General features: G+C 70.2%; 13 protein-coding genes. 11 read left to right on the forward strand and 2 right to left on the reverse strand.

Annotation, left to right across the window (positions count from 1 at the left end):
• Positions 1–173: 173 nt before the first annotated feature.
• The 8 genes from TU34_RS09950 (at position 174) to TU34_RS09985 (ending at position 8,760) form a co-directional block, all read left to right on the forward strand.
• Positions 174–728, forward strand: coding sequence for an Rv1476 family membrane protein (locus tag TU34_RS09950; RefSeq protein WP_052688851.1), 555 nt, complete (start codon positions 174–176; stop codon positions 726–728).
• A 454-nt stretch (positions 729–1,182) separates the two neighbouring features.
• Positions 1,183–2,679: an NlpC/P60 family protein gene (locus TU34_RS09955; RefSeq protein WP_045822716.1), complete on the forward strand. Its 1,497-nt coding sequence runs from the start codon at positions 1,183–1,185 to the stop codon at positions 2,677–2,679.
• 99 nt (positions 2,680–2,778) lie between these two features.
• The gene (locus tag TU34_RS09960; RefSeq protein WP_045822717.1) at positions 2,779–4,032 is read left to right on the forward strand and encodes an AAA family ATPase; all 1,254 of its coding nucleotides are present in this window, start codon (positions 2,779–2,781) and stop codon (positions 4,030–4,032) included.
• A complete protein-coding gene (locus TU34_RS09965) occupies positions 4,019–4,960 on the forward strand; it encodes a DUF58 domain-containing protein (RefSeq protein WP_045822718.1) in 942 nt (313 codons plus the stop codon). The genes TU34_RS09960 and TU34_RS09965 overlap by 14 nt, the downstream gene beginning before the upstream one ends.
• 1 nt (position 4,961) lies before the next feature.
• Positions 4,962–5,936, forward strand: coding sequence for a VWA domain-containing protein (locus TU34_RS09970; protein WP_045822719.1), 975 nt, complete (start codon positions 4,962–4,964; stop codon positions 5,934–5,936).
• A 58-nt stretch (positions 5,937–5,994) separates the two neighbouring features.
• On the forward strand, positions 5,995–6,786 hold the full coding sequence (fabG1, locus tag TU34_RS09975) for a 3-oxoacyl-ACP reductase FabG1 (RefSeq protein WP_082080110.1): 792 nt from the start codon (positions 5,995–5,997) through the stop codon (positions 6,784–6,786).
• A 61-nt stretch (positions 6,787–6,847) separates the two neighbouring features.
• A complete protein-coding gene (gene inhA / locus TU34_RS09980; protein ID WP_045822720.1) occupies positions 6,848–7,684 on the forward strand; it encodes an NADH-dependent enoyl-ACP reductase InhA in 837 nt (278 codons plus the stop codon).
• Positions 7,681–8,760 carry a ferrochelatase gene (locus TU34_RS09985; RefSeq protein ID WP_045822721.1) on the forward strand — a complete coding sequence of 360 codons (1,080 nt, stop codon included), beginning with the start codon at positions 7,681–7,683 and terminating at the stop codon, positions 8,758–8,760. Before inhA ends, TU34_RS09985 begins: the two co-directional genes overlap by 4 nt.
• Positions 8,761–8,786: 26 nt before the next feature.
• Here the strand turns inward: TU34_RS09985 and TU34_RS22335 are convergent, their stop codons facing one another.
• A complete protein-coding gene (locus TU34_RS22335; protein WP_052688846.1) occupies positions 8,787–9,611 on the reverse strand; it encodes a hypothetical protein in 825 nt (274 codons plus the stop codon).
• Between the two features lie 116 nt (positions 9,612–9,727).
• Between TU34_RS22335 and TU34_RS09995 the strand changes: the two genes are divergently transcribed.
• The 3 genes from TU34_RS09995 (at position 9,728) to TU34_RS10005 (ending at position 12,273) form a co-directional block, all read left to right on the forward strand.
• Entirely contained in the window at positions 9,728–10,564 is an 837-nt protein-coding gene (locus tag TU34_RS09995) for a DUF3097 domain-containing protein (RefSeq protein ID WP_045822722.1), read from the forward strand.
• Between the two features lie 73 nt (positions 10,565–10,637).
• Positions 10,638–11,063 (forward strand): NfeD family protein, encoded by a 426-nt coding sequence (locus tag TU34_RS10000; protein WP_045822723.1) that lies wholly within the window; start codon positions 10,638–10,640, stop codon positions 11,061–11,063.
• 7 nt (positions 11,064–11,070) lie between these two features.
• The gene (locus TU34_RS10005) at positions 11,071–12,273 is read left to right on the forward strand and encodes an SPFH domain-containing protein (protein WP_045822724.1); all 1,203 of its coding nucleotides are present in this window, start codon (positions 11,071–11,073) and stop codon (positions 12,271–12,273) included.
• Here TU34_RS10005 and aroQ read toward each other — a convergent pair.
• On the reverse strand, positions 12,268–12,879 hold the full coding sequence (gene aroQ, locus TU34_RS10010) for a gamma subclass chorismate mutase AroQ (protein ID WP_052688847.1): 612 nt from the start codon (positions 12,877–12,879) through the stop codon (positions 12,268–12,270). The genes TU34_RS10005 and aroQ overlap by 6 nt on opposite strands.
• Positions 12,880–12,915 lie beyond the last annotated feature (36 nt).

Consider the following 12,915-nt stretch of genomic DNA (forward strand, 5'->3'; position numbering starts at 1 on the left):
GTGTCACCGAGCGGGTGACCCAGCGCGTCTTGATTGTGTCGTACTGTGCCTGTTGATGTGAGCCTGTTGCACCGGGCTCGACCGGTCAGCTCTGAAGGGAACGACACGCCATGGCCCCGACCTCGCTCCCGTGGCACCAGACAAGCCCGGCCCACGAAGGTCCACTGCAGACGGTGACCGGGCTCCACGCGATCGTTCCCGACGACGTCGACCTGGGCGCCATCGAACGCGGCCTGGCCGACGACCACGTCGACGCACCGGCCGAGGACACCGCCGGTCTGCGCCAGGTCGTGACGAAGGCGCAGTCGGAGGGCCACGACATGTATTTCGTGGTGCTCACCGAGGCGCAGCCACGCTTCACCTACTACCGCGACATCGCGACGGCGCTGCAGGAGAAGACCGGCGGCACCGTCATCGTCTTCGGCCCCAACACCATCGGTTCGGCGTCCGACGACTTCAGCCGCGTCCAACTCGAGCAGGCCCAGGACAACCTGAACGTCTCGAACCCGACCGTGGGGGCCAACCAGATCCTCGACCGGATGACCGATCAGACCCAGGTCCCGTGGACGGTCGTCACCGTGCTGCTCGTGGTGGTCGTCGCGATCGGCGCCGTCGCCGCCCGGATCCTCGGCCGTCGCCGGTCGACGCGGTCGCAGACAAGCCCCGCGCCCGCCGCGTCGACGCCGGGGGACTCCGCCGAACCGAAGGCCTCGACCCCCGACGCCTGAACCGGGCGCCGGGCGCGTCTGATTCGTCCGTTCGCACGCATCGCGCCACGCATCACGACGCTCCCCGTCGCCTCGCGACGAAATGACACCTCTGTGATTCCCGAAATGCTCTCGTGATGAGCACCAGTTCACGGCATATCCGCAGGTAATCACCCCATTGTAATTTGTGACTCATGTTTCACTCGGGACGATTGTGGCGTACGGTTCGAGCTGTCATTGATGGTGTTGATGGGGAAGTTGACATCTTTCGTGACGCAAGTTCGCGGTCGTGATCGGAGTTTCCGACTGGAGTCCGGCGCCTTCTCGGGGCGTCGGCCGGCGACCGCACGTCAGTTCTGCGAGGGAGTCATCTGTGAGGCGACGTTCCGCATCGGGCTGCCGATCACGTACGCAGTGGTCGAGCCCGCGCCGCCCGTCACACGCTGCTCGGGATCGTCGGGGTCCCGCCGCTCACGTGTTCGGTCTGTCCGCATCGGGGGTACGACTGCTGTCGGCCCTCGTCCTGTCGACCCTCGTGGCCATCGGCCTCCTGGGGTCCGGGGCGGCCACCGCCGCGCCCGGGGTCGACGCCCCACGCGGCCCCACCGGCATCGCGGCGCTCATCAACCAGATCGCCGACACCGATCAACACCTCGCCGACCTCGACGCCTCGGTGGCACTCAAACGTGAGTCGGTCAACCGCACCCTCGTCGACCTGCAGAACGCCCGCGATCAGGAACGTCTCGCGTCGCTCGCGGTCACGGGATCGAAGGACGCCCTGAGCCGCGCCGACGGCGCGATCGCGCAGGCGCAGAAGGGTTTCGACGACTTCGTCCGCGACCTGTACCGCCAGGGCAGCAACCAGGCGTCGATCGCCAACGTGCTGTCGGCCGCCGACCCCGGCTCCGTGCTCGACCGTGCCGGGGTGATCGATCAGCTCACCCGCGACCAGCAGGCGACGATCGAGAAGCTGAAGGTCGCGCGCAACGAGAAGGCCAACCGGGTCGCCACGGCCACCGCGACACGTCGCCAGGCGGCGTTGGCGACGTCGACCGCCGCACAACGCAAGGACGACGCGCTCGGCGCGATCGCCCAGGCGATGGCCGCGGTGAAGTCCGAATCGGCGAAGAAGGCGTCGCTGGCCGCCGCCCGCGACGAGGCGCAGCGTCAACTCGACGCACTGCGCGGACGCGCCGCCGTGCCGGCTCAGAACGGCGCAGCACCGGCGCAGGCCGGAGCCGCCGCCCCGACACCCGAGGGTGTCGCCGCGGTCGTCCCCGGACGTCAGGACGCCGCCGCTCCGCTGCCCGGGCGTGTCCCGGCCGCGGCCGACCCGTTGCAGGCCGCCATCGCCACCGCCGCGCAGTCGGCGTTCCAGGTGGCCGCCCAGGCCGCGGCGAAGCTCGCCGTCGACGCCGCTCAGCAGGTCCTCGCCTCGGTGGTCGCGTCGATCCAGCGACCGCACACCGACCTCGACGGAACCGATCAGGGCACCACGACCTCGCCCGGCACCGGCGGGGCCACCTCGATCACCCCCGGGGTCACCGGTTCGGCCGCGGTCGAGATCGTCGTCAACCGTGCGCTCTCGCAACTCGGCGTCACCTACGCCTGGGGCGGTGGCAACGCGAACGGACCCACCAAGGGCATCCGTGACGGCGGTGTGGCCGACAGCTACGGCGACTACAACAAGAGCGGTTTCGACTGCTCGGGCCTGATGATCTACGCCTTCGCGGGCATCGGGATCTCGCTGCCGCACTACACCGGTTACCAGTACACCTCGGGTCCGCATTTCCCGCTGTCGCAGATGCAGCGTGGGGACATGATCTTCTACGGCCCCAACGCCAGCCAGCACGTCGCGCTCTACCTCGGCAACAACCAGATGGTGGAGGCGCCGCAGTCGGGCAGCGTCGTCAAGATCTCGCCGTTGCGCACCAGCGGGGCGATGCCGTCGGTAGTCCGACTGACCGGGTAGCACCTCCCTCGCACGTGTGGTGGCCGGGTCCCGCTCGCGGGTACGGCTACTCTCGGTGAGGTCAAACTCGACGCACCGGCGGCAATCGGAGGATCTCGCGTGGCGCAAACGCACGACGGCAGTGATCGGCAGAACGGTGACGGGAGCGGCTCGGCCCTCACCGAGTCCGACGTGAAGCTGCTCGAGCGCACGATGTTCGAGGTCAAGCGCGTCATCGTCGGTCAGGACCAGCTCATCGAGCGGATCCTCGTCGGCCTGCTCGCCCGCGGACACATCCTGCTCGAGGGTGTCCCCGGCGTCGCCAAGACCCTCGCCGTCGAGACCTTCGCCCGCGTCATCGGCGGCAGTTTCTCGCGCGTCCAGTTCACGCCCGACCTCGTCCCGACCGACCTCATCGGCACCCGCATCTACCGCCAGGGCAAGGAGGAGTTCGACACCGAGCTCGGCCCGGTGGTCGCGAACTTCCTGCTCGCCGACGAGATCAACCGCGCCCCGGCGAAGGTGCAGTCGGCGCTGCTCGAGGTCATGGCCGAACGGCACCTGTCCATCGGCGGCGTCACCTACCCCATGCCCGATCCGTTCCTCGTGATGGCGACCCAGAACCCGATCGAGAACGAGGGCGTCTACCCGCTCCCCGAAGCGCAGCGCGACCGGTTCCTGTTCAAGGTCCTCGTCGACTACCCCTCGGTCGAGGAGGAGCGCGAGATCGTCTACCGGATGGGCAACGTACCGCCGAGTGCGAACGCCGTCCTCGACCCCGAGTCGACCGTGCGACTGCAGCGCGTCGCGGCCAACGTGTTCGTCCACCACGCGCTCGTCGACTACGTCGTCCGCGTGATCACCGCGACCCGCCGTCCGGAGACCGTCGGACTGACCGACGTCGCGAACTGGCTGTCCTACGGCGCCTCGCCGCGCGCCACGCTGGGCATCGTCGCCGCCGCGCGCGCCCTGGCCCTGGTGCGAGGACGCGACTACGTGATCCCGCAGGATGTCGTCGAGATCATCCCCGACGTCCTGCGCCACCGGCTGGTCCTGAGCTACGACGCCCTGGCCGACGAGGTCGACGCCGACCAGGTGATCGCCCGCGTGCTGCAGACCGTCGGGCTGCCGCAGGTGTCGGCCCAGCCCACCGGTCCCGGACCCGTTGGTGGACAGCCGAACCCGCGCCAGCAGGGTCAGCCGGCACCCCAGCAGCCGATGCCCGCCCAGGCGGTCGGCAACCCCGGTGGACAGCCCGCGCCGCACCAGGCCCCGCCCGGGCCGGGCCCGTACGGTCAGCAGGATCCGCGGGCCACCGGTGGGTACCCGGCGCCGACCCACGGTCGCACCGACGCCGCCGATGGCCGACGCTGACCGTCTGCCGTCGTTCGGCGCGGGCACTCTCGACGACCCGACCCTGACCGCGGCTCTGAAGACCCTCGAGATCACCGTCCGACGCAAACTCGACGGCGTGCTCCAGGGCGATCACCTCGGGCTCATCCCCGGTCCGGGGTCCGAGCCCGGCGAGGCGCGGATGTATCAGCCCGGCGACGACGTCCGGCGGATGGACTGGTCGGTCACCGCGCGGACCACGCACGCCCACGTCCGACAGATGGTCGCCGACCGCGAACTCGAGACCTGGCTCGTCGTCGACATGTCGGCGAGTCTCGATTTCGGCACGGTCAACGGCACCAAACGTGATCTCGCCGTCGCGGCCTGCTCGGCGATCACCCACCTCACCCTCGGGGGCGGCAACAGGATCGGTGCGATCGTCGCCACCGGCGACCAGATCGTGCGGATCCCCGCTCGCGGCGGCCGTGCGCACGCGCTGAACCTCCTCAAGACCATCGCGACCACCCACCGCGCCTCCGACGGCGTGCGCGGGGATCTCGACGCCGCGATCGAGGCCCTGCGGCGCCCCGAGCGACGCCGCGGGCTGGCCGTCGTCGTCAGCGACTTCCTCGGCCCGATCGACTGGGCCCGACCGCTGCGCGCCGTCGGCGGCCACCACGAGGTGCTGGGCGTGGAGGTCCTCGACCCGCGCGACATGGAACTGCCCGACGTCGGTGAGATCGTGCTGCGAGACGCCGAGAGCGGCCAGGTGCGTGAGCTGACGGTCACCGACAGGATCCGCGACGACTTCGCCCGCGCGGCGCGCGCCCACTCCGACGAGGTCCATCGCACGTTGCGCACCTGCGGCGCACCGACTCTCGCACTGCGGACCGACCGCGACTGGATCGCCGACGTGGTCCGGTTCGTGGTGCGTCGCCGCCGGGGCCTGGGCGCCGGGACGGGGCGCTGACATGGTCGATCTCGCCACCCCGTGGTGGTTGCTGCTGGCGCTGGTCGTCGTGGCACTCGCCGCCGGCTACGTCTACATGCAGCGGCGACGGCACAGTCGCGCCATCCGTTTCGCCAACCTCGACCTCCTCGACTCGGTGGTGCCGCCGCAGCGCAACCGCCTGCGGCACGCACCGATAGCGGTGCTGCTCGTCGGGTTGCTGCTGCTCACCATCGCGCTCGCCGGGCCGCAGGCCGACCGCAAGATCCCCCGCAACAAGGCGACGGTGATCCTCGTGATCGACGTGTCGCGGTCGATGAACGCCACCGATGTCGCGCCGACACGTATCGAGGCCGCCCAGCAGGCGGCGAAGAAGTTCGCCGACGACCTCACCGACGGCATCAACCTCGGGCTGATCTCCTACGCGGGCACCGCCGCCACGCTGGTCTCGCCGACACCGGACCACAACGCCACCAAGGAAGCGGTCGACAAACTGCAGCTCGCCGACAAGACGGCGACCGGCGAGGGCATCTTCGCCGCGATCCAGCAGATCAAGACCCTCAACGCCGTCCTCGGCGGCGACACCGGCGCACCACCGGCCCGGATCGTCCTCGAGTCCGACGGCAAGGAGACCGTGCCCGACGACCCCGACGACCCGCGAGGCGCCTTCACCGCGGCCCGCAAGGCGAAGGAGGAGAAGATCCCGGTCAACACCATCTCCTTCGGAACCCGGACCGGCACCGTCGATCTCGAGGGCGACCGCATCCCGGTGCCCGTCGACGACGACTCACTCAACCGCATCGCGAACCTCTCCGGCGGCGAGTTCTTCACCGCGTCGAGTCTCGACGAGCTGACCAGTGTCTACGACACCCTGCAGCAGCAGATCGGCTTCGAGACGCGACGCGGTGACAACTCGCGCCCGTGGGTCATCGCGGGCACGATCCTGGTGCTGATCGCCGCGATCGGTGCGATCGCGATGAACCGGCGCCTGCCATGAGCACGGAGTCCGCGCGCCGGTTGTCCGCCGCCCGCGCCCGGCCGATAGGTTGACCGTCATGGCAGACACCTCCACCACGACAGAGACTGCGACGACCTCGACCGAGACGACCGCCACGGGGAATCCCTCCGCCGGACCGGAGAAGGTCTCCCGTTCGGTCCTCGTCACCGGCGGGAACCGGGGGATCGGACTGGCGATCGCCCAGCGCCTCGCCGCCGACGGCCACAAGGTCGCCGTCACCCACCGCGGCTCGGGAGCGCCCGAGGGCCTCTTCGGCGTCGTGTGCGACGTGACCGACGCCGACTCGATCACCGCGGCGTTCGCCGAGGTCGAGAAGCATCAGGGACCGGTGGAGGTGCTGGTGTCGAACGCCGGCGTCACCGACGACACCCTGCTGATGCGGATGAGCGAGGAGCAGTTCTCGAAGGTCATCGACGCCAACCTCACCGGCTCGTTCCGGGTGGCGAAGGCGGCGTGTCGGTCGATGCTGCGGAAGCGATTCGGGCGGTTCATCTTCATCGGCTCGGTGGTCGCCACCATGGGTACGCCGGGACAGATCAACTACGCGTCGTCGAAGGCCGGTCTCATCGGCATGGCGCGGTCGCTCACCCGCGAGCTCGGTTCGCGGTCGATCACCGCCAACGTCGTCGCGCCGGGCTTCATCGACACCGACATGACCGCCGAGCTGCCGCAGGAGTACCAGGATCAGGCGCTCAAGCTGATCCCGGCACAGCGGATGGGCCGTACCGACGAGGTCGCGGCGGTGGTCAGCTGGCTCGCCTCCGACGACTCCTCGTACGTCTCCGGCGCCGTCATCCCGGTCGACGGCGGCCTCGGCATGGGGCACTGAACGCCGACATCAGCACCACCGAACCACTTTCCATCGCATCCGACGACCTAGGAGTTCACACGTGAGCGGACTGCTCGAGGGCAAGACCATCCTGATCACCGGCATCATCACTGACTCGTCGATCGCGTTCCACGCCGCGGCCATGGCGCAGGGGCAGGGCGCGAAGGTGATCATCACCGGCATCCCGCAGCGCCTGCGTCTCATCGACCGCATCGCCAAGCGACTCCCGCAGGAGGTGCCCCCGGCGATCGGTCTCGACATCACCGACGAGGAGAACCTGGGCGAACTCGCCGACAAGGTGCGCGAACTCGCACCGGAGGGCGTCGACGGCGTCCTGCACTCGATCGCCATGGCGCCCAAGAACCTCATGGGTCCCGACGCGGTGCCGTTCCTCGACGCCCCCGGCCCCGATGCCGCGAAATCCTTCGAGATCTCGGCGTGGAGCTACGCGTCGCTGGCGCGCGCGGTCCTGCCGGTGATGAACGAGGGCGGGTCGATCGTCGGGATGGACTTCGATCCCCGCACGGCCATGCCGTACTACAACTGGATGGGTGTCGCGAAGGCCGCGCTCGAGGCGGTCAACCGGTACGTGGCGCGAGAGGTGGGCGAGGCCAAGCGGATCCGGTCGAACCTCGTCGCCGCCGGACCCATCAAGACCCTGGCCGCCAAGGCGATCGCGGGTACCGCGACCGACGACGCCAAGCAGCTCAACATGCTCAACGAGTACTGGGACGGCGCGTCGCCGATCGGCTGGAACGTCGACGACCCGACGGTGGTCGCGAAATCGATCTGCGCCCTGCTCTCAGACTGGTTGCCGGGTACCACCGGGTCGATCGTCTACGTCGACGGCGGTGCGAGCCACAACACCTGGTTCCCCGAGGGTTTCACCGGTTCATGACCGCCGCAGCCGGCACGCCGTTCGACGCCGTCCTCCTGCTGTCGTTCGGCGGGCCCGACGGTCCCGATGACGTCCGACCGTTCCTGGAGAACGTCACCCGGGGCCGCGGGGTGCCGCCCGAGCGGCTCGACGCGGTGGCCGAGCACTACTTCCACTTCGGTGGCGTGTCACCGATCAATGCGCTCAACCTCGACATCATCGACCGTCTGCGGGCCGCGCTGGCGGCGGCGGAGATCGATCTGCCGGTGTTCTTCGGCAACCGCAACTGGCACCCGATGGTGGAGGACACCGTCGCCGACCTCTACGCCGCGGGCCACCGTCATGTGCTGGTGTTCCCGACGTCGGCGTGGGGCGGGTACTCGGGCTGCGCGCAGTACCACGAGGACATCGCGCGGGCGCTCGAGTCGCTGGCCGCCGCCACACCGGGACTGGCCGACGACCCGATCACGCTTCGCAAGCTCCCGCACTACTGGGACAGACCGGAGATGACCAGCGCGTGCGCCGACGCCATCACCGACGCCCGCACCCGACTGCCCGCCGAGCTCCGCGACGAGGCGCGCCTGGTGTTCACCGCCCACTCGATCCCGGTGTCGGCCGACGTCGCCGCCGGCCCGCCGGAACTCGGCGGACACCTCTACAGCCGGCAGGTCACCGCCGCGTCGGAGAAGGCTGCCGCCGCAGCCGGTTTCGCCGCACACGACGTCGTGTGGCAGTCCCGGTCGGGCCCGCCGCAGATCCCGTGGCTCGAACCCGACATCTGCGATCACCTCGAGGCGATCGCGGCCGACGGTGCCGCGGCCGCGATCGTGTGCCCGATCGGCTTCGTCTCCGACCACCTCGAGGTGGTGTGGGACCTCGACACCGAGGCGGTCGAGACGGCCGGCGAGGTCGGGATCGCCCTGGCGCGTGCGGGCACCGTCGGGACCGACGACCGCTACATCGACATGATCGTCACGCTGATCACTGATCAGCTCGAGGGGCAGACCACCGACGCAGCCGGGCTCGGGTGCACCGACAACGGGGCCCGCTGTGCCGTCGGATGCTGTGCGTCGCAGCGACCGTCACGACCCAGCTGAGGCACTCGGGGCGGTCGGGTGACACGTCAGTGCGGTGAGCGCTCCAGCTCCGCGATGATCGTGTTGACCGCGGTCATCCGGGCCACCCGGGTCAGCGACCGCAGGCGTTCGAGGGCGGCGTCCACGCTCTCCTGACTGCCCGCGGTCATGCCCACCGCGGGCGTGCGCTCGCCGACGAGGGTGACGATGGCCGCGACCTGGGTCGCCTGGTCCATCACGCGCATGATGCGGTCACCCGCCTCCGGGGGCAGTTCCACCCGGTCGACGTCGACGAGCGTCGTCAGACGGGTCCGCAGATCGCTCGCCGACCGTGACCCCGGGTCGATGGTGTCGAGGGTCGCGAACAGTTCCGCCGCGTCGCGAACCGCCTGCCGCAGCTCGTATTCGACGTCTCCGAGACTCTCCACGGGGCCGCTGCGCACCTCGCCGAGATGGTGCGCGGTCCACGACAGCGACCCGGGCGCCACCGCCCGCACGACGATGCCGACGGCCTCGTCGCCGACACCGGTCCACAGGACCAGGACCGCGCGCGCCTCGAGGGCCACCGCCAGGGCATCGGGGGCGGTGATCCCACACGTGTCGCCGGCCGCCGGCATGAGCAGGCGGATGCGATCGGCGGTACGGATCGCCCGCAGGAGGGCCCCGGTGCCCGACTCGGCCGCTCCCACGCCGATGGTGGCCGCCGCGTCGGCATCGGCAGCGGCGACCCGGTGACCGGGGGCGACGTCGGCCAGGGTGTCGACGATGTCGTCGGGGGAGCGGCGGCCGCGGCGCCACAGGGCGCCGGACGTGGCGAGGCCGGTCAGCGCCCGCAGGCTGCCGACCCGGGGATCGTGGGTGGTGTCGGTCATCCCCGCCACGATAGCGCTCGGCGGCGACACCGGTCGCGCCGAAGCCGCGCCCGGATACGGCCCGCTCCCGGCGTGGCACGACCCATTCCGGGGCGGCGAAATCTAGCGTCGACCCCGTGCACAGCAACGCTTCCGGGGACCGCTACGGGTCCGACGTCCTCGCCGGGGGACGGAGTCGCCGGCCGGCCGCCCCCACCGTGGCCGCCGAGAGGGACCTCGTCGTGGAGGACGCGGCGACCGGCTTCTGCGGGGCCGTCGTCGGCATCGAACGCGGCAACGACGTCGACCACGTGCGCCTCGAGGACCGCGGTGGGCGGACCCGCTTGTTCGGCATGTGGCCCGCGGCCTTCCTCATCGACGGCGCCCCGGTCACGCTCACCCGCCCGACGGTCGCGGCGCCGACCACCCGGGCGCGGACGGCGTCGGGCTCTGTCGCCGCCCCCACACAGCGGGCCCGCACCGCCCGGGCGAGTCGCCTGTTCGTCGAGGGTGTGCACGACGCGGCCCTGGTCGAACGGATCTGGGGCGACGACCTGCGCGCCGAGGGGATCGTCGTGGTCAGCCTCGACGGTCTCGACAACCTCGAGGAGGTCCTCGCCGAGTTCGGTCCGGCACCGCACCGCCGTGCCGGGGTGCTCGTCGACCACCTCGTCGCGCACTCCAAGGAGAGCCGACTCACCCGGAGCGTCGGACCGCATGTGCTGGTGTGCGGTCACCCGTTCATCGACGTGTGGGAGGCGGTCAAACCCGAACGCCTGCGCATCGAGTCATGGCCGTCGGTGCCACGGTCGGAGGAGTGGAAAGCCGGTGTCTGCGCCCGACTGGGTTGGGGGACACCGCAGGACGGGTGGCGTCGGGTCTACGCCGCGGTCCGTGACTTCCGCGACGTCCGGGTGGAGTTGCTACGCAGCGTCGAGGAGCTCATCGACTTCGTCACCGCGATCCCCGAGTAGATCGCACCTCCGGCGGACAGGGGGCGGATCTGCGATCCGGCGGCTCGTACGAGCGTTCTGGCAGTATGGGGTCATGTCCGCGCTCCTGTGGTTGGCCGCGGCACTGATCCTGGTCGGTGCCGAAGCGCTGAGCGGTGAGCTGGTGCTGCTGATGCTCGCCGGCGGCGCCCTCGCGGCGTCGGGCGTGGCGCTGTTCGACCTGCCGCTGGTGGTCGACGGCATCGTGTTCGCGGGGGTGTCGGTCCTGCTGCTCGGCGCGGTGCGTCCCGTGGCGAAGAGGCACCTGATGCGGCGACCGATGTTGGCCACCAATGCCGAGGCGTTGCAGGGGAAGACGGCGACGGTGGTCGCCACCGTCGACGGGCACGGCGGTCAGGTGAAGCTCGACGGTTCGGTGTGGTCGGCGCGTGCGCTCCACGAATCAGACGTGTTCGAATCCGGCCAGGACGTCATGGTCATGCAGATCGACGGGGCGACCGCGGTCGTCTGGAAAGGCTAGGTGCGCAATGGTTGTCGGACTCGTGGTCGTGGTGGTGCTGGTTCTGCTGGCATTCGTCATCCTCTTCCGGTCGGTTGCCCTCATCCCGCAGGCCGAGGCGGCGGTGATCGAGCGACTCGGTCGGTACACCAAGACGGTGTCGGGTCAGCTCACGCTGCTGGTGCCGTTCGTCGACCGGATCCGGGCCCGAGTGGATCTGCGTGAGCAGGTGGTGTCGTTCCCGCCGCAGCCGGTGATCACCGAGGACAACCTGACCCTGTCGATCGACACGGTCGTCTACTTCCAGGTGACCGTTCCCCAGTCGGCGGTCTACGAGATCAACAACTACATCATCGGCGTCGAGCAGCTCGCGACCACGACCCTGCGCAACGTCGTCGGTGGCATGACGCTCGAGGAGACGCTGACCTCACGTGACTCGATCAACGCGCAGCTGCGCGGAGTGCTCGACGAGGCCACCGGACGCTGGGGCCTGCGGGTCGCCCGCGTGGAGCTCAAGAGCATCATGCCGCCGCCGTCGATCCAGGAGTCGATGGAGAAGCAGATGAAGGCCGACCGTGAGAAGCGCGCGATGATCCTGACCGCGGAGGGCCAACGGGAGTCCTCGATCAAGACCGCGGAGGGCAACAAGCAGAGCCAGATCCTCTCGGCCGAGGGCGCCAAGCAGGCCGCCATCCTCGCCGCCGAGGCGGATCGTCAGTCGCGGATCCTCAGCGCGCAGGGCGAGCGCGCCGCCCAGTACCTGTACGCCCAGGGTGAGGCGAAGTCGATCGAGAAGGTGTTCGCCGCGATCAAGGCGGGCAAGCCGACCCCGGAACTGCTGGCCTACCAGTACCTGCAGAAGTTGCCGGAGATGGCTGCGGGCGAGGGCAACTCGGTGTGGGTCGTGCCGTCGGACTTCGGTTCCGCGCTGCAGGGTTTCGCCAAATCGTTCGGCGCGCAGGGCGACGACGGCGTGTTCCGCTACGAGTCGTCGGACACCGACGAGGCGCCGGTGGTCGACGACTCCGACGTCGAGGACTGGTTCGACCTCGCGTCGGACCCGAAGGTGGCGCAGGCCGTCGCCGAGGCCGAGGCGGTGGCCCGCAAGCCGGTCGCCGAACCACTCACGTCGCGCTCGCAGTCGAACGCACCGGAGACCGTGCTCGGGGGCCGCGATCGTGGCTACCCCGATGCCGACCAGGACGAGATCGGTCCCGGCACCGGGTCATAGCGCGCACAGCGACCGTTCGGCCTGCACCGACGCCACGGTCTGCAGCGGCGTCAGAGCACGCTCGGCGACGGTGCGCAACGTCGCCGACGCCACGTCGGCCAGGCATGCCGGGTCGCGCGGGTCGTGACCGACGACGCGGGCGACGATGTCGGTCGTCAGGTCACTGATCCGTCGGCGGGTTGACGACAGGTCCGTGTCGGCACGCGGCGCGGTCCACGGGGCCGCACGCCACCCGGCGAAGAGTCCCCGTTGCACCGTCTTGCTCGCCTCGATCTGATCGCGGACCACCGCGCGTACCCGATCTGCCGTTGCGGGCGACGCGCCCGCCACCGCTGCGTCGATGACGGCCCGTTCACGCGCCGGGTCGTCGATCGCGCTGTGGGTCACCCATTTCGACCGCGCCACCGCATCGGCGAGCAGCAGACGGTCGACGACGGGTGCCACGATGGCGCCCGCCCCGGGTGTGGACGTCATGGGCAGGGATGTCGTCGGTGTGGATGTCGTCGATGTCGATGTCGTCGGGGCCGCCGACGCGGCGGCCGCGGGAACCGACGCCGCGAGGGTCGTCACGACGAGCGCCAGGACGAGCCGTGCGCGAGAGGTCATGGTGGACAGGGTAATCCGTTGTGTCCCACGCCGATC

It is taken from the genome of Williamsia herbipolensis (assembly GCF_000964005.1).
Lineage (GTDB): Bacteria > Actinomycetota > Actinomycetes > Mycobacteriales > Mycobacteriaceae > Williamsia_A > Williamsia_A herbipolensis.